At 64.1% G+C, this 24,159-nt stretch carries 29 protein-coding genes; 10 read left to right on the top strand and 19 right to left on the bottom strand.

All coding sequences use genetic code 11. The annotated features are described in order from the left end of the window. Complete coding sequence (locus tag A5732_RS22230) at nt 1-870, bottom strand: MlaE family ABC transporter permease (protein ID WP_064953544.1); 870 nt, start codon at nt 868-870, stop codon at nt 1-3. A 334-nt stretch (nt 871-1,204) separates the two neighbouring features. Between A5732_RS22230 and A5732_RS22225 the strand changes: the two genes are divergently transcribed. Beyond that, on the top strand, nt 1,205-1,813 hold the full coding sequence (locus tag A5732_RS22225) for a hypothetical protein (RefSeq protein WP_076103317.1): 609 nt from the start codon (nt 1,205-1,207) through the stop codon (nt 1,811-1,813). After that, nucleotides 1,804-2,559 carry an Mce protein gene (locus tag A5732_RS22220; RefSeq protein WP_076103316.1) on the top strand — a complete coding sequence of 252 codons (756 nt, stop codon included), beginning with the start codon at nt 1,804-1,806 and terminating at the stop codon, nt 2,557-2,559. Before A5732_RS22225 ends, A5732_RS22220 begins: the two co-directional genes overlap by 10 nt. Before the next feature lie 25 nt (nt 2,560-2,584). Here A5732_RS22220 and A5732_RS22215 read toward each other — a convergent pair whose 3' ends face one another. The 5 genes from A5732_RS22215 to A5732_RS22195 form a co-directional block, all read right to left on the bottom strand. Beyond that, a complete protein-coding gene (locus A5732_RS22215) occupies nt 2,585-3,541 on the bottom strand; it encodes a dipeptidase (protein ID WP_076103315.1) in 957 nt (318 codons plus the stop codon). Nucleotides 3,542-3,564: 23 nt separating this feature from the next. Further along, the gene (locus tag A5732_RS22210) at nt 3,565-4,128 is read right to left on the bottom strand and encodes an arsinothricin resistance N-acetyltransferase ArsN1 family B (RefSeq protein ID WP_076054479.1); all 564 of its coding nucleotides are present in this window, start codon (nt 4,126-4,128) and stop codon (nt 3,565-3,567) included. A gap of 42 nt (nt 4,129-4,170) precedes the next feature. Continuing rightward, a complete protein-coding gene (locus A5732_RS22205) occupies nt 4,171-4,608 on the bottom strand; it encodes an SgcJ/EcaC family oxidoreductase (protein WP_076103314.1) in 438 nt (145 codons plus the stop codon). A gap of 35 nt (nt 4,609-4,643) precedes the next feature. Next, nucleotides 4,644-5,366, bottom strand: a complete 723-nt coding sequence (locus A5732_RS22200; RefSeq protein ID WP_364298447.1) for an esterase — start codon at nt 5,364-5,366, stop codon at nt 4,644-4,646. Between the two features lie 113 nt (nt 5,367-5,479). Further along, nucleotides 5,480-6,403, bottom strand: a complete 924-nt coding sequence (locus A5732_RS22195) for a DMT family transporter (protein ID WP_081396078.1) — start codon at nt 6,401-6,403, stop codon at nt 5,480-5,482. A 169-nt stretch (nt 6,404-6,572) separates the two neighbouring features. On the opposite strand from A5732_RS22195, the gene A5732_RS22190 reads away from it, so the two are divergent. After that, a complete protein-coding gene (locus tag A5732_RS22190; protein WP_076103311.1) occupies nt 6,573-7,424 on the top strand; it encodes a LysR family transcriptional regulator in 852 nt (283 codons plus the stop codon). 26 nt (nt 7,425-7,450) lie between these two features. Here A5732_RS22190 and A5732_RS22185 read toward each other — a convergent pair whose 3' ends face one another. The 3 genes from A5732_RS22185 to A5732_RS22175 form a co-directional block, all read right to left on the bottom strand. Beyond that, complete coding sequence (locus A5732_RS22185; protein WP_171975075.1) at nt 7,451-8,086, bottom strand: TetR/AcrR family transcriptional regulator; 636 nt, start codon at nt 8,084-8,086, stop codon at nt 7,451-7,453. Nucleotides 8,087-8,148: 62 nt separating this feature from the next. Then, a complete protein-coding gene (locus A5732_RS22180; RefSeq protein ID WP_076103310.1) occupies nt 8,149-11,025 on the bottom strand; it encodes an RND family transporter in 2,877 nt (958 codons plus the stop codon). Then, nucleotides 11,022-11,459 carry an MmpS family transport accessory protein gene (locus A5732_RS22175; protein ID WP_196771237.1) on the bottom strand — a complete coding sequence of 146 codons (438 nt, stop codon included), beginning with the start codon at nt 11,457-11,459 and terminating at the stop codon, nt 11,022-11,024. Before A5732_RS22175 ends, A5732_RS22180 begins: the two co-directional genes overlap by 4 nt. Before the next feature lie 194 nt (nt 11,460-11,653). Here A5732_RS22175 and A5732_RS27150 point away from each other — a divergent pair, with 194 nt between their 5' ends. Beyond that, nucleotides 11,654-11,842, top strand: coding sequence for a hypothetical protein (locus A5732_RS27150; protein WP_139334725.1), 189 nt, complete (start codon nt 11,654-11,656; stop codon nt 11,840-11,842). A 60-nt stretch (nt 11,843-11,902) separates the two neighbouring features. Here A5732_RS27150 and A5732_RS22170 read toward each other — a convergent pair whose 3' ends face one another. After that, the gene (locus A5732_RS22170) at nt 11,903-12,256 is read right to left on the bottom strand and encodes a UBP-type zinc finger domain-containing protein (RefSeq protein WP_076054491.1); all 354 of its coding nucleotides are present in this window, start codon (nt 12,254-12,256) and stop codon (nt 11,903-11,905) included. 163 nt (nt 12,257-12,419) lie between these two features. Here A5732_RS22170 and A5732_RS22165 point away from each other — a divergent pair, with 163 nt between their 5' ends. Both A5732_RS22165 and A5732_RS22160 read left to right on the top strand, forming a co-directional pair. After that, complete coding sequence (locus A5732_RS22165; protein ID WP_076054672.1) at nt 12,420-12,758, top strand: nitroreductase/quinone reductase family protein; 339 nt, start codon at nt 12,420-12,422, stop codon at nt 12,756-12,758. Between the two features lie 114 nt (nt 12,759-12,872). Next, complete coding sequence (locus A5732_RS22160; protein ID WP_171975072.1) at nt 12,873-13,748, top strand: alpha/beta fold hydrolase; 876 nt, start codon at nt 12,873-12,875, stop codon at nt 13,746-13,748. Nucleotides 13,749-13,773: 25 nt separating this feature from the next. Here the strand turns inward: A5732_RS22160 and A5732_RS22155 are convergent, their stop codons facing one another. Together A5732_RS22155 and A5732_RS22150 are read right to left on the bottom strand one after the other, a co-directional pair. Then, entirely contained in the window at nt 13,774-14,451 is a 678-nt protein-coding gene (locus tag A5732_RS22155; protein ID WP_076054494.1) for a Crp/Fnr family transcriptional regulator, read from the bottom strand. Between the two features lie 413 nt (nt 14,452-14,864). Next, entirely contained in the window at nt 14,865-16,298 is a 1,434-nt protein-coding gene (locus tag A5732_RS22150) for an FAD-dependent oxidoreductase (RefSeq protein ID WP_076103308.1), read from the bottom strand. Between the two features lie 242 nt (nt 16,299-16,540). Here A5732_RS22150 and A5732_RS22145 point away from each other — a divergent pair, with 242 nt between their 5' ends. After that, nucleotides 16,541-17,185: a DUF5134 domain-containing protein gene (locus A5732_RS22145; protein ID WP_076054498.1), complete on the top strand. Its 645-nt coding sequence runs from the start codon at nt 16,541-16,543 to the stop codon at nt 17,183-17,185. Nucleotides 17,186-17,195: 10 nt separating this feature from the next. On the opposite strand, the gene A5732_RS22140 is transcribed toward A5732_RS22145, so the two are convergent. Genes A5732_RS22140 through A5732_RS22130 form a run of 3 tightly spaced genes read right to left on the bottom strand, consistent with a single transcriptional unit; the run spans nt 17,196 to nt 18,788 of the window. Then, nucleotides 17,196-17,936, bottom strand: a complete 741-nt coding sequence (locus tag A5732_RS22140; protein ID WP_076054501.1) for an SDR family NAD(P)-dependent oxidoreductase — start codon at nt 17,934-17,936, stop codon at nt 17,196-17,198. 11 nt (nt 17,937-17,947) lie between these two features. Then, on the bottom strand, nt 17,948-18,274 hold the full coding sequence (locus tag A5732_RS22135) for a hypothetical protein (protein WP_253189104.1): 327 nt from the start codon (nt 18,272-18,274) through the stop codon (nt 17,948-17,950). Between the two features lie 40 nt (nt 18,275-18,314). Further along, the gene (locus A5732_RS22130) at nt 18,315-18,788 is read right to left on the bottom strand and encodes a GtrA family protein (RefSeq protein WP_076103307.1); all 474 of its coding nucleotides are present in this window, start codon (nt 18,786-18,788) and stop codon (nt 18,315-18,317) included. A gap of 116 nt (nt 18,789-18,904) precedes the next feature. Here A5732_RS22130 and A5732_RS22125 point away from each other — a divergent pair, with 116 nt between their 5' ends. Next, nucleotides 18,905-19,276: a hypothetical protein gene (locus A5732_RS22125; RefSeq protein ID WP_142256658.1), complete on the top strand. Its 372-nt coding sequence runs from the start codon at nt 18,905-18,907 to the stop codon at nt 19,274-19,276. A gap of 96 nt (nt 19,277-19,372) precedes the next feature. Continuing rightward, nucleotides 19,373-20,404 (top strand): fused (3R)-hydroxyacyl-ACP dehydratase subunits HadA/HadB, encoded by a 1,032-nt coding sequence (locus A5732_RS22120; protein ID WP_076103305.1) that lies wholly within the window; start codon nt 19,373-19,375, stop codon nt 20,402-20,404. Between the two features lie 70 nt (nt 20,405-20,474). On the opposite strand, the gene A5732_RS22115 is transcribed toward A5732_RS22120, so the two are convergent. Continuing rightward, nucleotides 20,475-21,425: an alpha/beta fold hydrolase gene (locus A5732_RS22115; protein ID WP_076103304.1), complete on the bottom strand. Its 951-nt coding sequence runs from the start codon at nt 21,423-21,425 to the stop codon at nt 20,475-20,477. A gap of 324 nt (nt 21,426-21,749) precedes the next feature. On the opposite strand from A5732_RS22115, the gene A5732_RS22110 reads away from it, so the two are divergent. Beyond that, on the top strand, nt 21,750-22,136 hold the full coding sequence (locus A5732_RS22110) for a hypothetical protein (RefSeq protein ID WP_142256657.1): 387 nt from the start codon (nt 21,750-21,752) through the stop codon (nt 22,134-22,136). An 11-nt stretch (nt 22,137-22,147) separates the two neighbouring features. On the opposite strand, the gene A5732_RS22105 is transcribed toward A5732_RS22110, so the two are convergent. The 3 genes from A5732_RS22105 to A5732_RS22100 all read right to left on the bottom strand — a co-directional run bounded on the left by A5732_RS22105 (nt 22,148) and on the right by A5732_RS22100 (nt 23,906). Further along, nucleotides 22,148-22,453 carry a hypothetical protein gene (locus tag A5732_RS22105; RefSeq protein ID WP_142248503.1) on the bottom strand — a complete coding sequence of 102 codons (306 nt, stop codon included), beginning with the start codon at nt 22,451-22,453 and terminating at the stop codon, nt 22,148-22,150. Between the two features lie 268 nt (nt 22,454-22,721). After that, nucleotides 22,722-22,955: a hypothetical protein gene (locus A5732_RS27145; RefSeq protein WP_142256656.1), complete on the bottom strand. Its 234-nt coding sequence runs from the start codon at nt 22,953-22,955 to the stop codon at nt 22,722-22,724. Between the two features lie 528 nt (nt 22,956-23,483). Then, on the bottom strand, nt 23,484-23,906 hold the full coding sequence (locus tag A5732_RS22100; RefSeq protein WP_064953619.1) for an Hsp20/alpha crystallin family protein: 423 nt from the start codon (nt 23,904-23,906) through the stop codon (nt 23,484-23,486). Nucleotides 23,907-24,159: the final 253 nt, after the last annotated feature.

Genomic DNA, 24,159 nt, shown 5'->3' with positions numbered 1-24,159 from the left:
TCACAACCCCGTCCGGGGGTACAGGGCGTTGTACAGCTCGCTGATCCCGACGTTGACGATCATCAGCACCAGGATCGATTCCACCACCGCGGCATTCACCGAGTTGGCGACTCCCGCCGGACCGCCCTTGGTGAATAACCCCTTCTGGCAGGCGATTACCGCCACGATCGCGCCGTAGATCACGGCTTTGAGCAGCGCGACGATCATGTCCTCCGTGGTGGCGAACGACGAAAACGTCGCCACGAAGCTTCCCGGTGCGCCGCGCTGGAAATAGACGTTGAACAGGTAGCTGGCCAAAAACCCTACGAAGCAGGTGATTCCGGTCAGTGCGACACCAACCATGATGGCCGCGGCGAAGCGGGGCACCACCAGGCGGCGAATCACCGAGACTCCCATGACCTCCATGGCGTCGGTCTCCTCGCGCATGGTGCGGGAGCCGAGATCTGCGGTGATGGCCGAGCCGACGGCGGATGCCATGAGCACCGCGGCCACCAGCGACGCGGCCTGCCGGATCACCGCGAGTCCACTGGCCGCCCCGGCGAGTGACGTCGCGCCGACTTGGTTGGCCAGCAGAGCGAACTGGATGGAAAGCGTCACCCCGATCGGCAGCGCCACCAACACCGTCGGCAGCACCGCCGTGGCGGCCATGAAAGCGCCCTGGCGGATGAACTCCGCCCATTGGAACCGCCCGGTGAACAGGTCGACCACGCAGTACTCAACCGTGCGTATCGCCAGGATGTACTGCTCGCCGAGAGTATTGAGCGATGCCAGGGGGTGCCGTACGACGTAGCCGGCGGACCACTCTTGAATAGTGGCCACACTGTCGGGCGCTCGGTCGTCGTTGAGCAAGCGGTCGTCCTGGGCGCTCATCGCCGGATGCGTCCCAAGGCGATCACTCGCAGGTGCCGATGTTCGTCGGTGAACGTTCGCTGTGCCCCCACGGGCGGATATGTTAACCGCTGCTCAGCTTCAGTGGAAGGTCTCGGTTAACAAACCGGGCCGGTCCCGCAGCCGCAAAGGTGCTTACGCAAGCGTGATCACTGGCGGTCACTGCGGTATTTGCCTGGTAGCAGGCACTTGACGCGTTGCTCACTTCGCGAGAGGATCGCCTACCTGGGCACAGATGTTAATCGCGATTTTGCAATAAAATTGACGGTTCGGTAGTCGGTGGCCGCGGGATATCGTACTTCTCGGGGAAGAGCGGATGAATCTGACGAGCTTGCGACGGGCAGGGAGCGGCCTGGCGTGCGCCGGACCGGCACTCGCGGCCGCCATCGTGCTCGCCGGGCAGGCCGCCGCCGATCCGGGCCAGCCCCCGCCACCGTTGCCGGTGTTCACGCCGGCGCCCAGCGATTGGTCGCCGAACTTCGACATCTGGCCGTACAACACGTTCACGGCACGCGTGACACCGGAGATGATCGGCGGCATGTCGGACTCCTGCCAGTGGTTCAAATCGCAATTCGATCCGCTGATGGGCCAGATCAACGACTTCAACCGGTACCTCGGTGACCAGCATGACGACTATTCGGTCGGTGGCGTGCAGGGGAACGCTCACGCCGTGGTCGCCAATATCGACCAGTCGACGGCCTTCCTGGCACCTCGGGTGAAGCCGCTGATCATCACCAATCAACCCGACAACTTCGGGCCGTATTCGCCGGTGTACGGCGGCGAATCGATGACGCACTTGGCATTTCAGCTGTCGCGAATCAGCGACAGCATCAAGAGAAAGGATCCGTCAGGAGTCACCCACGCGAACATCGTCTCGGCCACCGGCTGGGCGAACGCGCTTCGTGACTCAGGCGCATGCAACTGATGAACTCTCGCCCATCGCTACGAACAGTCGGCAACCCGGGAACATGGTTGGTGAATCGCTTCCGCCTCGCCGCGGAGGGAGCCGGAGACGAAGTGCCGCACCCTCCAGCGCCCACAACGGCAAAAGCCGATGGGGCCGAAGCAGATACGGCGCCGGCCGACACTACGCCCGACGTGGACGGTGACGACGCGGACACGGCCGTGCCGGACGAGGCGCGCGGCGAAGACGACGCCGCCACCGACGATGTGCACTCCGATGGCCGAAAGGGACGCCGAGTCAACCTCACTCGCTGGGCGGCGGCCGGGTTGTTGGCCGCGGTGCTCGCGGGTGCGGGCTACGAGGGCTGGCTGGTGTTTCAGCATCACCAGAAGGATGTCGCCGCCGCCCAGGCACTCGAAGCCGCAAAAAAGTACATCATCACGTTGACCAGCGTGGACACCAATGCGATTGACAAGAACTTCACCGATGTGCTCGACGGCTCCACCGGTGAATTCAAGGACATGTACACCAAATCCAGTGCGCAGCTGCGTCAGACGCTCATCGACAACAAGGCAGCGGCGCATGGCAGTGTGATCGACGCCGCGGTCCAGTCTGCCACCGAAGACAAGGTGGACGTCGTGCTGTTCGTCGATCAGTCGGTGAGCAACGGGGCCGCGCCGGCGCCGCAGCTGGACCGCAGCCGGGTCAAGATGACCATGGAAAAGGTGGACGGCCGCTGGCTGGCCAGCAAGGTCGAGTTGCCGTAAAACCGTTGCGCCACACGCGGTGTGGTCAGGAGCGCCAGGCAGTTCGGGCCACCCGATGGAAGTTTCCGCCCAACACCGCGCTGATATCGCCGGCGCTCCACCCCCTGCAGCGAAGGTGCTCACCGAGCGTCAGGAACGTCTCCGGGGGCATCCACTGGATCGGGCCCCATCGGGTGTAGCTGTCGTCGAACAGATGCGGATTGCGCTGCAGCTCATCGATGAAGTCGACCGCGTCGAAGGAGAAGTCGGTGCTGACCCCGACGTGCTCGATCCCGATGAGGTCGACCGCGTATTCCAGATGCTGCGTCATCGCGTCCAGTGTGGGCGTATTGGGTCCCAGGAAGATGCCGACTCCGGTGATACCGACGACGCCGCCGGTTTCAGCGCAGGCTCGTGCCTGATCATCGGTGATGTTGCGCGGGTGATCCCAGAGTGCGCGCATGCACGAATGGCTGTAAATGACTGGGCCGGTTGATACCTCGCACATGTCCAGACCGGTGCGAGCGCTGCAATGCGAGCCGTCCGGGACGACGCCGGCGGCGTTCAGCTCGGCAACGACCGCACGGCCCCATGCGGTCAGGCCCGCATCGGTACGGTCGAGGCAACCGCTACCGGCGCGGTTCGCATTGTTGTAGGTCGGCAACAAGGTGCGCACACCGAGGTCGGCCAACCTTCGCACGTTCGCGAGGTCGTCATTCAACGGTCGTGAGTCTTCCAAGTCGAACACCACCGCTATGTGGCCCGCACGCGACGCCTCGTCCACATCGTCGATGGTGGCAGCCAAGACGAGATCCGCGCGGGCATCGATCGCGCCACGGTAGTGGCGCAGGAGCGCCACCGCGTCGTCGAAACTGTGGGGCGAGTACCCCGCGTTGACGGAAAGCAAAGTGCCGGCGGCGCGTTGGTAGCGAGTCAGCGGGTCAATGTCGGCGTCCGTCTTGAGCGGTAGACAGGTGTGCTGGTCCCAGAGCAGAGTGGTCATCGATGCGGTCTCTCCCAGGTCCGCTATCGGGTGTCTGCCGCGAGCGCGGCGCCGAGGGCCTGATCGGACAGTCGGGACCAGGGCAGCGGGTCGGCCGGGGCCGGGGGCGGGTCGACCAGCCGGCGATGCCACCAGCCCACATCCCACCATGTTTCGTGCTTGAAGCCCACGCCGGAAAAGACGCCTACCGGTGTGAAGCCCAACGCTTCGTGCAGCCCTACGCTGGCGGGATTGGGTAGCGCGATGCCCGCGTAGGCGTTGATGTAGCCCTGCGCGACAAGCACATTGATCAGCGCGGTGTAGAGCCTGCGGCCGCGCCCGCGGCGGTGAATCGACTCGTCCAGGTACAGCGACACATCGACAGACCATCGGTAGGCCTCGCGCGCCCGATGCGGGCTCGCATACGCAAACCCCTTGACGCGCTCGTCATCGGTAACGACGAGCCAGGGTAAATGCGCGAGCGTTGTGGTGATCCTCGACCGCATCTCTTCGGCATCCGGGGGCGTCGCCTCGAAGGAAATCGCCGTGTCGCGCACATAGGGCAGGTAGATTTCCGCCACCGCATCGGCATCCTGCGGTGTCGCCATTCGCGCCCTCATGACCACACAACGCTAGTCGGGCGGCAACGGTCAGGAAAACAATTTAGCCATAAGTGCTTCAGCGACCCGCCGGTGTGTGGTGTTCTGCGAGGCGGCGAGCTGCCAGCGGCCGTCTGCCCGAACGGCGACACTGGTGTTCACGCGGGCGGTGCGCCGATTACGCCGTCGCGCCCCTTCGACCACCGACGCCTCCGCGTGGACCAGCGCGACGTCGGGGGTGAGAAATCGGACCTCGGTGATGTCTATGAGCAGCCGTGTTCCCCTGAGGAGCCTTCGGAACAGCCGAACATACGATGCCGCGATCGCGTCGCGCCCCGTGTAACGGCTGCCCAGAAAGGTGATGTAGTCGGCGTCGGCGGTGAAGACGCTGGCGTAGGCCGCTGGATCGCCTGCGGCCCAACCTTTTACCTGCTGATCGATGAGCGCACGGATGGCTTCTTCGTCGGCTCGCCGGTCCCCGCTTGTCATGATGCCTCCCGCAGTTGCACCACTATAGCGGCCGGTTACGCGATGTCGGGACTGATCATCGAGGCGATCGTGCTGCGCGGCACCGATACCTGGGTGGCCTCCATGGCCGGCTGCAGCGCGTTCTGGTCGAAGAAGAACACGATCGCGTCGTTGGTGATCGCGAAACTCTGGTAGTTCGCCGGCTGGAGTCCGGTGGCCGGCGGAATCGACACGGTCGCCCGATAGCGGTCGGCCAGGGCCTTCTGCACGATCGGCAAGATGGCCTGCAGCGGTTGGGTGCCCGGCTGGAATAAGGAATCGAAGGTGATCGGCTGCTGATTGGCCAGGTTGTAGTTGAAGGACTTGTACCAGACCAACGGGTGAGCGGCGCCGAGGTTCTGGTAGATCTCGGTGACCACCGACTGGGTACCCGTCGCTTGGCGGCCGGAGCTGTATCGCGTGCCGGTAACCTTCAGCGCGGTAGGCGATTTCAACGTGTTCAGCGGTCCGCGGGCGTTGCCGAAATCGTCGTCGACCTTGGTCAAATAGCCGATCATGGCCTGCTCATCGGGATAGTTGGCCGGAAACGCCATGCTGATGTCCGACAATGGCCCCGAGGCATCGAAATGGCACATTTGATTCGCATCGACACTCGCCGGATTGCACAATTGCACGTCGGCGCGGGCGACCGCGGGGCCGGTTAATGCGACCGCCGTCGCGAGGGCGACCGTCCCCGCTACCCACCGTGATCCGATACGCCACCCGCTGATCGAGTTCACCACGCCTCCGTTGAATGTTTCGCAGGGTGCATTGTCACAGATCGGCTGCGGCGGATGAGCGGATGGTGGACAAGCCTATGGGCAGGGCCTTTCCGTTGGAGGGGGGCGGGATCTCATCGCGGTGCGTCCTGCAGCTCGACCTGCGGAAGCGCGGCGGCGGGCATGCTCGCACTGGCTGCTCGGCGCCGGCCGGATGCCCGGGTGTTGATCCAGCATGCGAGTCCGCCCAGCACCAGCCCGACCGCAATACCTTCGTCGGGACGTTGGCCGAGGATGATCCACGACAGCACTCCGGCCACCGCGGGGATGACGGCGAACAGCATCGCGACCGCCGTCGCGCCGTGGGTGTTGATGGCCCGCACGTAGAGGCTGACCGCCAGCGTGGCGTTCAACAACACCATGCCGCTGACCGCGATCACTGCCTTGACGCCATCGTGCACCGTGAACGGCGTGACCATCGCGAGTGCCGACGCGGGTAGCAATCCAACGGCGTTCTGCATCGCACTCATCACCCGGAAGTCGACACCGGTGCAGAATCGCTGCTGATAGACGCCGCCCGCCGAAAGGCCAAGCAGCCCAACGACAAGCAACACGATGACCGGGTCCGCCCCACGGGTGCTCATCAGCCTGTGCGAGCAGGCGGCCAGCACCGCGACAACGCCGAACACCAGCGCAATCACGCGCAACGGGCCGAGCGGTTCCCGAAGGAACACCGCCGCCAGGATCGCGGTAGCCACCGGGTTCATTGCGATCACCACCGCGCACAGCACCGCAGGCGCTCCGAGCTGAACGGCCTCGTACAGGCAGCAGAACTGCACTCCCTGGATCAGCAGGCCGGTCACCAGAACGTGGCCGAATTGCGCTCCCCGCGGCCAGCGGGCCCTGGCCAGCAGCGACCAGAGCGCCAAAATCGTTGCGGCCAAACTGAACCGCAGCACCAGGGCGGCCATCGGGGTCATCGCCGTCACCGCCAGCGTTCCGATGGGATATCCGAGCGCGTAAAAGAACGTCACCGCCGTGGCAGTGGTCGCAGGCATGCGCGGCAAAGACATGACACCCATGTTCGCGTGATCGACCGACGCAGTCCAACGATTATTGGCGATCGCGATTGATTGCGCAGCCTTATCGATCGTATTATCAGCGACAATAATCCGGGCGACGCCAGGGCTGATTGATTAGTCACACTGATCGGATTACAGTGCGGCTATGGCCCAGGTGCTCGACATCGCGCCGCTGCGCAGCCTTGTCGCCGTCGCCGACTGCGGCGGCTTCCACCGTGCCGCCACCGCCCTACACCTGAGCCAATCCGCGGTCAGCCAGCATCTGCGCCGGATCGAAGCTGTGGTCGGCGAACCGATAGTGCGACGCTCGGGACGCGGCATCGTCTTCACCGAGGTCGGGCAGAAGGCGCTGCGGCATGCCCGCACGATATTGGCCGCGCACGACAGCGCGCTCGACGACCTGGGCGCGACCGAACACAAGGTACTGACCATCGGCGCCACCGAACACGGCGCCGATGTGATGCTGGCCGGCCTGTCCCGGGTGTTGCGCGAGCGACTCCCCGACCTGCGGGTGCGCTTCCGGCTCGACCGCAACGTGTCGCTGGCCGACGCGATCGATCGCGGTTTGGTCGATCTGGCCGTCATGCTGGACGGGGCAGGTCTGGATCGCGCCAACGCGTCGGGATTGGTCCAGCTGCAATGGGTTTCAGCGCGCACACTGACGCTCTCGCCGCGAGAGCCGCTGCCGCTGGTGATTTTCGCCGAGCCGTGCACATTGCGCGAGCCGGCCTTCGCAATTCTGGAAAGCCAGCACATCGAGTACGAGATCACCGCCGAGTGCAGCGACTTGTCCGGTCTCTACGCTTCGGTGCGGTCGGGGCTCGGTGTGGCACTGCTGCCGATGATCGGCAAGTTCCCCGACGGGCTCAGCCCGGCCGAGGGACTGCCGTCTGCCAACAGCGCTTCTATTCTGGTCCGCGGTCGTACCGGCATCGACCCCGGGCTGCTGGGCACCGTCGACAGCGCGGTACGCGACTTACTGGCCGCCGCAACCTGATCCGGCAGGCCGGCGCCGAACCAATTTCACCGCTTGCTGACGCCGCGGCCGCCGTCCGGGGTCTGCACGGCGGGGAGTATCAGCGTATCGATCACCTGCCGGATGAATTTCGCGTCGACGCTCTGTCCGCTGATGACGCGCAATAGCCCCATTGCGGTCAGGACATCGGCGACCACTGACCAGTCGCGGGTCGCGGAGATTTCGCCGCGGTCTGCGGCTCGAGCCAACACGGCCGACAGCACGCGTCTGCCCTTGAACAGGATCAGGTCATCGAGCGCGGTGGCGAGTTCGGGATCGTGCGCAGCCGCCAAGGCGACACGCAGCACGAGGTCATTGGTGATCAGGGAATTGTCATTGCGCTTGGCGCGCTTGACGACGGCGTCGAGGTCGCCGACCAGACTGCCGGTGTCGGGGGCGTCGTCCTTGAGCAGATCGGGCCGCCAGTAAACGAGGGCGTCGGTCATCAGGGCGGCTTTCGATGACCACCGCCGATAGATTGCGGCCTTGCCGACGCCGGCCTGTGCCGCGATGTCGTTCATGTTCGCCGCGTCATACCCGTGCTCGGCCAGAGCCGCCAACGCGGCATCAAGGATCGCGGGATCGCGGGATCGATCCAGGCGCCCCTCGGTGCGCTGGCGAAGTTTCGATTCAAGTTCTGCCATGGGTCCCGGCCTGTCAGCTGACATTGTCATTGTCGACAGCTTGGCAGACCGGCCGATGTGTTTCACCTCGCCGTCAGCTGTGGGATCGGTGCGGTGTGCGCATCGTCGTGCCGGTCTCCTCGATTTTTCTGCCTGGTCATCCGGATGGTGTTGATCGGCCACCAGAACCAGTGCCCGAGCGCAGCCGCGATCGACGGGGTCATGAAGGAGCGCACGATCAGGGTGTCAACGAGCAGGCCCAAACCGATTGTGGTGCCGAGTTGTCCGATCACGCGTAGCTGGCTGACGATCATCGAGGCCATGGTGAAGGCGAACACCAGCCCGGCCGCGGTGACGACCCGGCCAGAGGCGCCCATGCCGCGGATGATGCCGGTGTTGAGCCCGGCCGGGATTTCTTCTTTGAGCCGGGAGACCAGCAGCAGGTTGTAGTCCGATCCCACGGCCAGCAGGATGACGATCGACAGCGGCAGCACGATCCATTGCACGCCCAGCCCGATGAGGTCTTGCCACATCAGTACGGACAGGCCGCAGGCTGTGCCCAGGGATGCGGCCACCGTGCCGACGATGACCAACGCGGCGACCACACTGCGGGTGATGATCAGCATGATCGCGAAGATCAGGATCAGGCAGGAGATGCCGGCGACCAGTAAGTCGATGATGACGCCTTCCTGCATGTCGCTGTACATCGAGCCGGTCCCGGCCAGATACACCTTCGAGCTCTCCAGCGGAGTTCCCTTGATGGCGTCGGCGACCGCGTCCTTGACGCCGGCGACATGCTTGATTCCCTCGACCGAAGCGGGGTCGCCCTGGTGGGTGATGATGAACCGCACGGCGGTGCCGTCGGGCGACACAAACATCTTCAGCCCGCGCTTGAAGTCGGGGTTCTTGAAGACTTCCGGCGGCAGGTAGAACGAGTCGTCGTTCTTGGCTTCGTCGAAGTACTGTCCCATCAGGGTCGAGCCTTCGGCCCCCTCCTGCTGGTGGGCCTGGATGCCGGCCATCGTGCTATGGGTCGACAGCATGAAGTTGCGCATCGTCTTCATCGAGTCGATGGTCTTCGGGAAGTCGGCCAGCAGTTGCGGCATCAGGCGATCCATATGATCGAGATCGACTGTGAGCCCGGATATCTGGTCAGAGAGCTCGTCGATGCCGTCGAGCGCATCGAAGAGAGACCGCATCGACCAGCAGACCGGAATGTCGAAGCAGTGCTTTTCCCAATAGAAGTAGCTCCTGATGGGTCGGAAGAAATCATCGAAATCCGCGATATGGTCGCGTAATTCGTTGGTGGTGTCGACCATCTCGTGCGTCCTGCCGACCATGCTGTGCGTCGTCGCCGTGAGCTCTTTCATCACGCCGTACATGTGTTCCATTACGGCGATCGTCTTGTCCAGCTCGTCTGCCTGCTCGAGCATGTTGGCCATCGTGTCGTTCATGAACTTGGCCGTCTGTAGCGTGCCCGAGTTCTGCATCGCTATCTGGAACGGAATCGAGCTGTGCTCGATCGGCGCACCCAGCGGCCTGGTGATCGTCTGGACTCGCTCGATGCCGCGAAGATGAAAGACGCTTTTGGCGATTCGATCGATGACGAGCATGTCCGCTGGGTCGCGCAGATCGTGATCGGCCTCGACCATCAGCAATTCCGGGTTCATTCGGGCTTGGGAGAAGTGCCGTTCGGCCGCGGTCATCGCGACGTTGGCGGGCATATCTTTAGGGGTGAACTTCTGGTCGTCGTAGTTGGGCACATACGTCAACAGGCTGATGAATCCGATGACCGCGATAGCGGCCGTGACGACGATGATCGGCTTGGGCCAGCGCACCACCGCGGTGCCCACTTTGCGCCAGCCGCGCACGTCGACCGCGCGTTTGGGATCGAATAAACCGAAGCGCGACCCGACGGCTAGTACCGCCGGCGCGAGCGTCAGTGCGGCGAAGACGATCACCAATAACGCAATGGCACAAGGCAATCCCATTGTCTGGAAGTACGGGAGCCGGGCGGCGGTCAGACACAGGCAGGCACCCGCGATGGTCAGGCCCGAGCCCAGGATCACGTGCGACACCCCGTGATACGCCGTGTAGAAGGCCTCCTCGCGGTTTTGCCCGATCGACCGCGCTTCGTGATAGCGGCCCAGCAGGAAGATGATGTAGTCGGTTCCCGCGGCGATGCTGAGCATGGTGACCATGCTGACCGCGTACGGCGTGAGGCCGATGATGTTGAGATTGCCCGCGGTGGCGGTAACGCCCTGCGCCGCAAACAGTTCGATGCCGATCACCACCAGGCACAGGATGGTCGTGACGATCGAGCGATACACCACCAGCAGCATGACGAAGATGACGACGATGGAAACCAGCGCCATCGTCGCCATGCTTTTATGGCCGACGATGCTGGTATCGGCGTTGAGCACCGTGTTGCCGGCCACGTACGCCTTGACGCCCGGCGGCGCGGGCGTGTCGGTGACGATCTTGCGGACGGCGGCGACCGACTCGTGGCTGGGAGTCGTGCCTTGCGCACCATTGAGGAAGACCTGCACGTAGGCCGCCTTGCCGTCGGGGCTTTGCGACCCGGCGGCGGTTAGTGGGTCGCCCCAGAAGTCCTGAACATTCTGCACATGCGCGTGATCGTCCTTCAATTTGCTGACGATGCGGTTGTAGAAGTCATGCGCGCTGTCGCCGAGTTTGTCCTGACCTTCCAGGACCACCATCGCCGTCGAGTCCGTGTGGAATTCGTTGAACTTGTCGCCGATGTGCATCATCGACTTGAACGCCGATGCGTCCCTCGGAGTCATCGGCACCGAGTGCTTGGCAGCCACGTCGTCGAGGGACGGCGACAGCACGCCCAGGGCGACGGCGATGAACAGCCAGCCCAAGGTGATCGGTAGCGAAAGGCCACGAATCAGCCGCGGAATTCTTGGGGGCCTGGGCTGTAGGTGCGGGTTGCTCATACGGATTTCACCAAGCAGTAGATGAACGGTTGGTAGTCATTGGTTTTGCGGTCGTCACGAACCTGGTCATCGACGATGACGCGGCACCGGAGCGCGTGTACCTCGGTGCTGGCCTGAGCGACGATATTGGCCGACATCGACGGCAGCGTGGTCACGATGGTGAACGACCACGGCAGCGGGGCTGCTTCGACAAGGTGGGGCTGGCCATTTTCGTCGAGGTAATTGGCGTTCACGGTGCCGCTTGGGGCACCGGTTATTTCATACGTGATGTGCTTGGGGTGGAACGGTTTCGTGTTGTCGCCACCGCCTTCGCCGCTCGTGACACCGCCGTGCGTGCCGAACGTGTCACGGATACGGATCACCGCGTAGGCGCCGACAGCGATCACGACCACAAGGAGCAGGGGAATCCATGCTCTTCGCGCAATGCCGAGCATCCGTTGCCTCCCTCACTCTTCGCGCGACCGTGCCAGCGCGCAGCGCGGCACCCTCGCCGAACGCCACCCGCGAGCGCCCGGGACCTAGACGGAACTCGAGTTCCGTGGTCCGGGTCGTCGAGAACTGTACAGCATGGCTCGGCATATTTCTCATCGGAGCCGGGGCGCGAAATGCCTCACATTCGCATCGCGGCTTGACCAATTCCAAAAGGGCGACGCCGCGCACTCGGCATGCGGCGGTTAAATCGGCTGCCGCCAATGGTTTTCCGCTTTATGTTAACTGGTTCGCCGACTCCGCGGCACCGCTCAAGGCATCATCGGCGCAGGCGCAGCGCAAGCAATTGAATCTTTCGCCAAATGTATCGGGTTGTCCGACACCGTGATACAGCCGCTAACTGTGACCCCGCGCACCCGCCACGCGAAGCTTCACGAAGACCAGCGCATCAGCCGTCCCGATGGCGGAGCAGCTCGAACCAGTTATGTGGCACGCGTCCGCGGGGCCCGGGGACCGACTGCTCCTCGGGACGGCACGCGGGTGGCGCCAGCTCCGGGCCGTCGAAATAGTCGTTGGCCTCGTAATTCCAGAACCAGTCCTCGCCGGGCTCGAACGACCGGATGATCGGATGCCCGGTCAGCTGCCAGTGCTTGGTCGCATGACGGGAAAGGGAGTCGTCGCAGCAACCGATGTGCCCGCAAGCGGCGCAGCGCCGCAAGTGCACCCACCAACCACCGACCTCATCGCACTCGGCGCAACCCAGACCGCTGGGCGGAACCGAAGGGTCGACAGGAACAGTCATCCGCGCCCCCTTCCTCGTTTATCGCGGCCGCTGGAGCATCTGCGCGGGATGCTACCTCCATGGGTAGCGGGGCGACATCACGCCGAATTGCATCGGTCGACTATTCGCCGGAATTTGCTGCGATACTTGCAACGTGAGTCCCAACAACCTTGGCCGCCTCCTGATGCGGGCCGCGCCTGTTTTCAATGCGCCGATAGCCGCGCTGGCAAACTCGCGCCGCTTCGGCCGGCTGATCAATCGCAACATCACGATGCTGACCTACACGGGTCGACGCTCCGGACGCTCGTACAGCATCCCGGTGGCCTACCGCCGTTCCGGTGGCGACATCGTCATCAGCGTCAACATGCCCGACGCGAAGACGTGGTGGCGGAACTTTCTCGACGCCGGCGGGCCCTTGACGTTGCGGCTTGACGAAGCCGAGCGCGCCGGACATGCCGTCGCCACGCGGGACGAAAAGGGAGCGGTAACCGTCACGGTGCGGCTGGCCGAGACGAATTCGTGAATTCCACATTTGCCGCCCAGGCGAATTGCTATTGGCCGCGTCGAGCGAAACCTGAATCAAGACAGAGCGTTTGAATCCTCAGGAGGTCGGAAACTGTTTTACCGCTCGCGCCAGATGCCTATTACACCATCCTGGTTCACCACAGCGCTCGATCAAAAACCGGACCATTGTGACGTCGACGTCGACGGTTGCCGCATACACCTGCGCGTCTGGGGCGATGCTGACCAACCTCCGGTGGTGCTCGTCCACGGTGGCGGAGCGCATTCAGGGTGGTGGGATCACGTCGCGCCGTTCTTTTCCCGCACTCATCGGGTGATCGCGCCGGATCTGTCCGGGCACGGCGACAGCGAAGCACGTGGCAGTTACGACCTGCGGATCTGGGCGGGCGAGGTGATGGCGGCCGCCGCGGCCGCCGGGCCCGCCGGGCGGCCGACGATCATCGGCCACAGCATGGCCGGCTGGGTGGTGTCCACGGCGGCGATGCACTACAGCCAGCAGATCAACAGCATGCTGGTGATCGACTCGCCGTTGTGGGAGCGTGCGCCGGAGGAAGGGCGGCTACGTAGGCGCAAACACAACCACTACCGGACGAAAGATGAGATCCTGGCCCGCTTTACGGCGGTGCCCTCGCAGGAACTGATCTTGCCCTACGTCAAAGAGCACATCGCGGGAGAGTCGGTGCGCAAAACCGACGAAGGATGGATTTGGAAGTTCGACCCGGCGATATTCGGCGGTGAGTTTCTCGAGCCGACACCCGCCGACGAGGAGTCGTTAGAGACGATGCTGGCCGCGATGCGTTGTCGCGTAGGGTATTTGCGCTGCGAAGCCGGCTTGGTGCCGCCCGAGATGGCCGAACGGATCCGTTCCCTGCTTCAGCTGCGTGGCCCGTTCGTGGAGCTGGCCCTGGCCGGCCACCATCCCATGCTGGACCAACCGCTCCCCCTGGTGGCGACGTTGCGGACCCTCCTGGAGTTCTGGTCGATCACCTAGGGCGTGAACTGCGCTACGCGGGGCGTTAAGCCCTTGCGCGGCGGGCCAACTTCGCGGGTTGGTCGATGATGAGGGCCCTGCCCTGCTGCCGGATCCATCCGCGTTGGGTGAAGTCCGATAGCGCCTTGTTGACGGTTTCACGTGACGACCCCACGAGTTGCGCGAGTTCCTTCTGGGTGAGGTGGTGCTCGACCAGCACCGAGGCCCCGTTACTGGTGCCGAATCGCATTGCCAGATCGAGGATTTGCTTGGCCACCCGGGCGGGTACGTCGGTGAAGATCAGGTCGCACAGCGTGTTGTTGGTGTGCCGAAGTCGGCGGGCCAACACCCGCAACAGCTGCTCGGCGATTTCGGGGCGTTCGACGATCCAGGTCCGCAACGCGTGCCGGTCCATCCGCACGGCTTCCACCTCGGTCAGCGTGATCACCGTCGAGGTTCGCGGGCCGGGGTCGAACAGCGCAAGCTCACCGAACACGTCCCCGGGACCCAGCACCGCGAAGACGGTTTCGCGACCGTCGGTCGTCTGATGGCGGATCTTCACCGAGCCCGACAGGATGACGTAAAGGTCGTCGCCGAGCTCGCCCTCGACGAAGACGGTGCGCCTGCGCGGGAACGATACGTGCTGCAGGTGGCGAGCCAACGCATCGACCGCATCGGGAGCAATCCCCTGGAAGATGCCGGCCCGCGCCAATACCTCGTTCACGCCGCCCCTTTCAACGCGTTTCGCACGGCGTTGCGCGCACTAGGCGCTGCTCCAGAATGGGGGGCGTCTTAGCTCGCGGTCCAGACCTTACACCAGGACGCAGTTCCGTAACGTAGCAGGTAGTGCCCGCCGCCTCGGCGTGGAACGTGAGCCGGGTGAGCCATTCAGGCGGCCGGCGTGCTAACCGACGACGCGATAGTCACCTCGGAGTACAGGTTCCCGCACGCATCGCAATGCACCTGATACTCGAGCTTGTCGTCATCGCGCTCAAGAAACCGGTACTGCGCCCACGCCATGCAACGGGGGCACCGTGTACGACCGTGCTCGATTGCCATTCGCCAACCCCTCAACTCGCCACAGACATACTGGATGTACCCCGTGCGAAGCCGGGCTAACCGTCGGGCGACTGGCGGCTAGTAGTTCAACCCCGAGAACATGACGCGGCCGGGATCGTATTTCTGCCGTACGGCGCTCAGCCGGGGCAGGTTTTGGCCGAAATAGCGCGACGGCGGCTGGTTGGCCTCGATGTAGTTCACGTACCCACCGACCGAATACTGTTGCACCGCTTGATGTGCCGTGGTGAGCCAGTTGGTCGCCGCCGCCGGATCGCCCGTCTCCACGTACCACTGCACCAGCGCCGACTGCCTGCGCCACGGAAAGGCGGTGGCGGCGGGCGCCACCGAGGCGAGCGCGCCGTCCATAGCGTGCATGATGGCCAGCATGCGGCCGGCGCCGCGGGGAAAGGCATTGACCGCCGAGGCGATCCCCTGCGCCACCCCCGCGTCGACCGTGGCGAAGACGTCGGATCCACCGACGTAACCGAGCGGTGACGGGTTGAGGTTGCCGACGGCCAGATAATTCACCAGGTCCATGTAATTGAAGGTGTGGTTTTCGGTACCCGACGGCTGCAGCCCCGCCGCCTGGGTGATCGCGGCCGCAGCGCTGTTACCCGACCCGGCCGGGCATGTTGCCAGGATCCGGCAATGCACGCCCATCGGGTCGACGGTGGCATCCGCCAGCGCCCAGCTGTTGCGGTCGGCGGTGCGAAGCCAGTTCTGCCATCCGACGAGGACCTGCGCGAACGACTGTGGCGGGAAGTTGAGGTTGACGACGTCGACGTCCTTGGTGGGAAACGTGGCGAAGGTCAGCGAGGTCGTCACGCCGAAGTTACCGCCACCACCACCGCGCAGCGCCCAGAACAGGTCCGGGTTGCTGGCGGCGGACGCGGTGACCGCCTGGCCACTGGGCAGCACCACCGACGCCGACGTCAACTGATCGCAGAGCAGTCCGGCATGCCGGGATTGGGCTCCCATGCCGCCGCCCAGCGCGTGCCCCGCGGCACCGACCGACGGACACGTACCGGTTGGGATGCCGCGACCGGCCGCGGCCAGCGTCCGGTGCATCGTGTACAGGCTCGTCGCCGGCGTCACCGTCACCTGCCCGGTGGCGGCGTCGTAATTGGCATCCCCGGGCAGTTGGCGCAGGTCCAGCACCATCGCGCCGTTGGCGGTCGACGCGCCGATGTAGGAGTGCCCGCCGCTGCGCGGGGCGACCTTGAGGTTGTGGGCGGCCGCGAAGGCCATCGCCTTTTGCACGTCGGCCGCCGATGTCGGGGTGACTACCGCCGCGGGTGTCAGCCCGTTGTAGTTGGTGTTGAAAACCTGTTTGGCTCCGGCGAATTGGGGGCTATCGGGAAGCAGCACCTTCCCGCCGAGGGCGGTGGATAGGCCCTCCCAACCGGTAGCCCTTGGATCGGCGGCGACCCGGGGTGCACCGAGGACCGCGCCGGTGGCCAACGCGCCGACCGCGCCTCGCAGAAACGTCTGCCGCGAGAACTCACGCGCCATCGTCGGACTCCCGCGATTGCGTCATGCCCCGAATTGTCAACGACGAGAAGCGTGGTGCCGCACGACGTGTCGGGGGGTGATTGAAACGTGCCCGAACCGTTATCGCGCCCCCGGTACATAGGCTGGGTTTTCCGGCTCTTCGCCGACACCCTCGACTATGGTTGGCTCGAATACCCCGTAGGGGTACGTAGTCCCATGGGCACACGGCGGATGATTTTCGTCAGGTCACGATGTTGCATGCCATGATCGGCGAACCGGCGCTGCGCTGGACCGTCACCGTTCTGTTCGGCGTGAGTGTCGCCATGTACGCGTACCTCGCTGTCGCCCAACATGATCGATGGACGAGTCGGCTCACTCACCTGCTGCACCTGACCATGTCGGTCGCGATGGTTTTGATGGTATGGCGCGTTGGGCTCGACCTGCCGGCGATCGGTCCGACGCTCTTTTTTCTCCTGGCCGGCGTCTGGTTTGTGGGCATTGCCGTCTGGGCGTCTTCGGCATCGCGTCAGCGGCTGAAGACCTGCTACTACGCCGTGATGATGGCGGCGATGGCATGGATGTACGCGCTGATGAGCGGGGCCGTGTCGGGCGTTTCCACACACCGGCATTCACAACCGGATTCGGAGGTCATGGAAATGCCCGGCATGAAGCTGCCCTCACATGACATGGCCCCGGCCACGGTCGGCTTCCCCTGGGTCTCCGCGGCGAACTGGATCGGGGTGGCGGCGTTCGCCGCCGTGGCACTGTATTGGTCCTACCGGTTCGTCGGCGAACGCCGGATGAACCGGGTGCCGACCACCGCGCGAGCGGTGTGGTGGGAACCGCTGTATCAGGCGTCCACCGCCGCCGGCACCGCGCTCATGTTCGACGCGCTCGTCGTCCGGTAACGAGCGCTGCTCAGCCCGCGCCTTTACCGTTGTCGACGCGATAGACGGCGCCGTGAATCGCGGCCGCGGCATCGCTGGCGAGGAAGGCGATCACGTTGGCGACGTCGAGGGGTTGCATCATGCCGCGTGGCGACGCCGTCCGCATGATCAGGTCGTAGTTGGGATCGTCTGGCGCGCTGAACTGTTCGATCTGCGGCGTGAGCATGCCGCCGGGACAGACCGCGTTGACGCGCAACCGATCCGCGGTGTACTCCACCGCCAATGCGCGGGTGAGGCCGATCAGGCCGTGCTTGGCGGCACAGTAACCGGCCGAATACGCCTGCCCCTCGACTCCGGCGATGGAGCTGACGTTGACGATGTTTCCGCCCCGTTGCAGCAGGTGAGGCAGCGCCGCCCTGCACAGGTAGAACGGCCCATTGAGGTTCACCGCAAGGTCTTGTTCCCAGTCGTCGTCGGTCATCGACTCCGTCCGCCGCATCTGGTGGCGCCCCGCGACGTTGACGAGGACGTCCAAACCGCCGAAGTCGCGGACGCACTGCTCGACCGCGTCCCGGCAGGCCTGCACCGATCCGATGTCCACCGACGCGAATCCGCCATGTTCGATGTCGGTGAAAACGTCGGTCAAGCGTCCGGTGTCACGGCCGATGCCGAAAACCGTTGCGCCCTCGCGGGAAAACAACTTTGCCGTTTCGGCGCCCAGGCCCGACGACGCTCCGGTCACCAACGCCACTTTGCCCTGCAGTGCAGCCATGCCAATGCACCTTAATAGGACCGCAACCGCACCACGCCATCGCGCCGAAATTGGAGGGGCGCAACTACTCTCAGCCCGTATCTGGCGGCTACGTCGGAGACGCTGCGCTGGACCCGAAAGCGCTGCTGGATCCGGCGCGCGGTGATCATCGCGAGCAGGTTGACGGCCTGCCTGCTCAGCGCGATCCGGCTCGTTCTCTTCTTCCAGCTCGGCGGGGCCGAGGCCGCGCGCCGTCCGAAGTAGTAGCCGATGCAGGTAGCTGTCGCGAGCGCGGCGATGACCGCGATTACCGTCACGTGTCGAGCGTCCTTCGCCACCGTCGCGAGAAGGTCACGCACCGGCCACACCTCGGCCAACAAGTGCGAGCCGGCGTGCGGGTCAGCGGCGGAAAACCACCCACCTCATCGCGCTGTACATGTACACCGCTTCACACATGCCCGCCGCCAGCCGCGACAGCTGATACTGCACTCCAATGGAGGTCAGCGCGGTCGTCACCCCCAGGATGAAAGCCAGGTAATTGACGACGACCACTACGACGTAGGTCGCGACCTGGGGCCCGACGGGTGCGTGGGACCGGAAATTGAACATGCGATTGAGCACGTAGCTGAGCGTGAACGCGCAGACATAAGCAACCGTGACCGCGATCGGCACCGGAGCGCCGAGCGCGCCACGCAAACCCGTGAGGATGGTCAGATCGACGCCGAAGGTGAAGCCGTTGATCACGCAGAAGCCGACGAACGTCGGTGCGACGAATGCCCCGAGCCCGAGCGGCAGCCGTGCGACGAACACCTCGCACCAGGTATGGAACCGGCCGGCCAGGCGTGATTGGCCCGTCGACGGTTCCGCTCGCACATGAGCACGGTGACATGACCAGGTATCCACCACGTGATCAGCCGGCCAACTGCGGTCAACGGCGCAGTCTGCGCTTCGCCCCTGTCGCCGCGGGCCGAGCCCCTACGATCTGGATTGTGGACGATATGCCCGAGTACACGGGTCCGATAGATCCCCGCAACCGGAATATCTTCGGCGCTTGTGTGTCGCTGGCCGGTTTGGCGGCGATGATGCTCGCGCTTCTGCTGTTGCTGATCGCCGAGAGCAATCGCGCTCTGGCGTTCAAATTGAAAACCGGCTTATTCCCGCTGTTCTCCGAATCCGCGGTGCAATCGGCACGCACCGAAGTCGTCATCGCGGCCGTGTTGATAGTCCTGGCGACCGCGTCGGCCGTAACGGCGGTGATCTTTCGCTCGACCATTACGTGGCGGCTCATCGGAGGCCTTACCCTGCTGGCTTTGATCTTGGTCGGCCCGTTGCTGTGGGTCTGCTACGACATGGCCTTTTGAAATCGGCCGTCTCGGCCCCTCCGGTGGCCTGGTGTCGGCGCGTTAGTGTGCGTGGGTCGGCATCCGTGAACAGGCCGATAGAAAAGTTGGGCATTCATGACAGCAGCAGCAGAAACGTCGGCGCTCGAATCGAGGGTCGGCCATTACTACCGGATCGACGACACGTACCAGGTCGGCCGCGAAAAGTTGCGCGAGTTCGCCCGTGCCGTGCAGGACTATCACCCTGCGCACTGGAAACTCGCCGCCGCCGCTGAACTGGGATATTCGGACCTGGTGGCTCCGCTGACGTTCACGTCCGCCCCGGCTATGGCAGCCAACCGCCACCTCTTCGAATCGGTCGTCATCGGTTACGAGATGTATCTGCAGACCGAGGAAGTCTTCGAGCAGCACCGACCGATCGTGGCCGGCGACGAACTGCACATCGACGTCGAACTGTCATCGGTGCGCAGGATCGCCGGCAGGGACTTGATCACCGTGACCAATACATTCACCGACACCGCCGGTGAGCGGGTGCACACCCTGCACACCACCGTCGTCGGTGTCACCGCCGAGGATGTCGATCCGGCTATCAGGACGGTCGCTCAGCAAGTGATGATGCATGACGTGAACCTCGCCGGAATCGACTATTCCGAGGCGGACTACCAGAAGACGGTGCGCCCCGCGGACGAGGTTCGGATCGCCCACGGGGGCACGACCCGCATCCCGGGGACACCAAACTTCGATGATGTAAAGGTCGGCGACGAGTTACCGGTCCACCACGCCCGGCTGTCGCGCGGCGACCTGGTGAACTACTCCGGGGTGGCTTGCGATGCCAACCCGCTTCATTGGGACGAGAACCTCGCCAAACTGGCGGGGCAGCCCGACGTGATCGCCCACGGCATGCTCACCATGGGATTGGGTGCCGGATTCGGCTCCGCGTGGTCGGGCGATCCCGGTGCGGTTACCCGCTACGCGGTGCGGTTGTCCCAGCCCGTGATCGTGTCGGCCGCCGAGGGCGCCGACATCGAATACAGCGGCCGGATCAAGTCGCTGGACCCGGAAACCCGCACCGGGGTCGTGATCGTCGGCGCAAAGTCGGCCGGCCGCAAGATCTTTGGCCTGGCGACGTTGAATATCCGCTTCCGCTGAGGCCTGCCGCGGTGCAGAACGGGCCGCCACCAATTAGCTAAACCGGGTTGGCACGTAACGGTGCCTGCGATCAACTTTCAGCCGCTTGGTCGCCGATGAACTCTACCCCGGCATTAATAGCGGGGCGGTGGCGCAGGATTCGGTAATGAGCTAGTCGGCCGAGCCCCCGCGTTGTCAAAAATTGTGCGCCTTGCCATGCCGTGGCCAGTCGTTCGCTGGCGGCATACGGGCTGTCCGGGTCGTCGGGGTCGTGGATGAGAAGCAACGGCGGGTAGTTGGCCCGTCGACCAACCCGCGTCATGTTCGTCTCTTCCAACCTCATGGCGATTCGTTTTTCCAGACGACGGTGCAGGCCCGCGCGGATTCGGCGGCCGAAGCCGTGGCGGGCGGCAAACCAGTCTAGATAGAGCGGGAAATCACCCATGGGCGCCAAGAAGACCAAGCGCCCCACGGGCGCGCCGTCCGCCGCCGCCAATGCGGTCGCGTTCGCTCCGAGCGAGTGAGCTACCACCGCGTGCGCGGGACCGTGGGCCTCGATCATGGCCGCAATCGCGTCGGCACACTCGGTGGCAGTAGTGCGCCCGGGTGCGAGCGCACCCGGATCCGATTCGTTATGGCTGGGTAAGTCGAACGCAACGACCCGATACCCCGCCTCCACCAGCGGTTTGACGAACACTGCCAAATGCGCGCGCTGCCCGCCCCAACCATGTACCAGATATATCGGCCGCCCCTCGCCCCATTCCTCACCAGCGATCCGATGCCCATCCCAATACGCTTCTATCGGCCTGCCCGGGGACACACCCGGCGGCATGCGCAGACTCGACTCGAGAACCGGTGGGGTACACCACAACTCGACTGCCCACCGCGATCCCAGTGAGGGCGCCAACCGCTCGAGCAGCCAAAAAAGTCGGCGCACTCGGGCAGCGACCGGGGGAAGGACTCCGGACCCGACGACATCCAGCGGGGCGATCTCGCCAGCCTGGGTTTGCGCCGACGCCGGTCCCAGTGCTCCTTCGGTCATGAATCGCGATCATAGGTAGGCAACACACACCGACTATAACTTCGCTACACCGCCGGGACCCGAGCGGACAACTCCTTGACCGCAGGGCTCATGCGCAGGCGACCACCTGGATGCCGCTCTCTGGATCTAAAGTCCCACCATGTGAAGCGGGCAGCGCTGCGTTCGCCCGCGTCAGGTTGGAGGCCGACGATGCCCGTTTTGTCCGCCTACAGCTGTTCTGGCTGGCCATCTCGCTGTCGATCCCCGCAGTATGCATGGTCTTGGCAGTGACACGCCGCAGGCCCGTGGTACTTCTGGGCCTACGCGGTGGCCGCCCCTCGCTTCTTGCGTAGCGACCCCGTTGATGATTCTGGTCGAATACGGTCCGGAATCATCGGCGTCGTCGAGATCGTCTTCGTGATCCTGTTCCTCCACAACCGGACTGCGGCCACGATCCGGTTCTTCGTCGCGGCCAGCTGTTTGCAGTTCTATTGCCGCACAGTCTTTTTCGTTGCTCCGCTCACGGACCACTTGGCCGATATCGGTCCCGATGCGCTCAGCTATCTCAAATTCTTCGGCCTGATGTGGATGGTCGTGCCCGCCATTTCGGGTGACCTGCTGCTTCGACTGGCCAACGATACCCACTACGACGCGGGGGCAGCTGGCCGCGACCTTCTAGGAAAGCGAGAAAGTGCGCCAGAAGCGTTTGCCCGCGGCACAATCCGTGCTTGATGGGCGGTGACTCAATAGGACCAGGGGTAGACAAACAGCGGCCCGGGGATGCCGTATGCGAGGAGCCATGCCAGTGCGCACAAGATCAGCAGCTGGATCGCCCGAATCAATAAATGGATCCGGTGCGCCGAATGCAGCTCGAACCGGATGACGTGGTTGAGCCTGGCAAGGTCGCCGGCACTCAGGAACACTTTCCCCGTCCCGACCCTGAGCATGTAGCCGCTCGTCCCGTTGGGACGATCCACGCGGACGAGATGGATTCGATTCCCATCGCCGTCTCGCAGGCCGATGAGGCTGGTTAGCTCCGACTGTCCCACGGTGTGCCCACTTAGCTAGGGTTCTGGCCTCCTGCTGTTGGAAACCTCACGCTACTCCGCGCGGCAATTGCACACAATACTCTGTCCCGCAGGTAATTTCGTTGCACCGATGTTGTTCACCAGCACGGGTTCGGAGTGGCCTTGCACTGCTACGACATGGCATTTTGAAATCTGCGGTCTCGGCAGTCATTCGACACGGCCCTCGGGCAGACCCTGACCGTCGGCACGTCGCCGATGTGGCACGACACACTCCGATCCGGTCACGCACCTACCAGACGCGGTGGTCGCCACGCGCATAGGGATATTCGTCGTCGGGCAGCGGAACCGATTGTTGTTGTTCGGCCCAGTCGGCAGGGTCTGCCTCTACCGGGAGAAAGCTGCGCAGCGCGCCCGAATCTCCGCGTAGCGCGCCATTGCGGATTGCGTGTGTGATCACGGCTACCCCTTCCTTGCCTACCTGCGAATAGCACCAGTTAGCAACAGTTTTCAGCTTCGATGACACCGTGACTGGATTATGTGAGGGCGGGCCGCCCGCCCCGGAAACGAGTCGCCTGGCTGTGGCGGTGGCGTGCCTCTTCCGCATCGGGATTCAGGTAGCGCCCACGGTGTTGCCCGGCCGGCGGACTGGCCCGGTCATCCTCGTTGTGATGCCATCACCTGCCTTCCTCTAAGTTGGGTCGCTGGTTTTCGCAAATGTTGCTCGCGGAGGGCTGCGCTGCACGGCTCGCACGTCGGGCGCAGGCGCACTCCAGGGCTGCAGACATGCCGCCGAGGGCCGACCAGGTGACCGGGGCGCGGCCAAAGCGCAACCTGTCACTTCGCGCGATGGTGGCGGACGAAGCAGGCTTGCCGCCGCATCGCACAAGATGGCGTCGACCTCGGCGAATAATCCGGTCAATTCTGGGCTCTCTTCCAGCAGGAGCGCGGCCGGCCCGACCGCGAAACCCTCGGTGGCCGTACGGGGCGCCACCGCTGCCCCGGTGTTGCAGTGCGTCATCACTAACCGCCTTCCAGCATCGATCCAGTCGATCTACGCGCTGATGGCGGCGTGCTGCCTGTCCTCGCGCTTGACCGCGATCTTGCGTGGCTTGGCTTTCTCAGCTACCGGGATGCGCAATCGCAAAACCCCCGCGTTATAGGACGCATCGATCCGGTCGGTATCGAGGTTGTCGCCGAGCACCAACTGTCGGCTGAACACCCCCCGCACCCGTTCGGTTGCCAGCATTTCCCGGCGTGGGTCGACATCGGGGCGTTTTGCTCGCACCGTCACCACATTCCGTTCGATATCGAGGTCCAGCGATTGATCGTCGATTCCCGGCAGATCGAATTCGACGACGAACTGCTCGCCGTCACGCCAGGCATCCATCGGCATCACCGCAGGACGCGCCGCGGTACCTGACACCTGCTGAGTGAAGCGATCGAGGTCACGAAACGGATCGCTACGCACCAACATGGCCGTCACCTCCAACACTCCCATCTATCTGTCTGTCCGCATCGATTATCTATGCCTTGAGGCATATATTTCTATATAGCTCGGATGGCCGGGTTTGGCAAGCGGGTGTTGAAAAATCTTCTGCCACAGTGTCATCAATGAGGTTCAGCGTTTATAGCGGACCAGCGCTGCGGCACAGAAGTCTGTTCACCGTACGAGAACCATGCATCCGGTCCGCTCGCCACCCAGCGGTCGGCGGCGGTCGAACACGATA

Origin of the sequence: Mycobacterium colombiense (assembly GCF_001953985.1) — a bacterium.
Taxonomy (GTDB): Bacteria; Actinomycetota; Actinomycetes; order Mycobacteriales; family Mycobacteriaceae; genus Mycobacterium; species Mycobacterium colombiense_B.
Note: the sequence above shows the minus strand (reverse complement) of the source record. Positions and strands in the feature narration are given on the sequence as shown.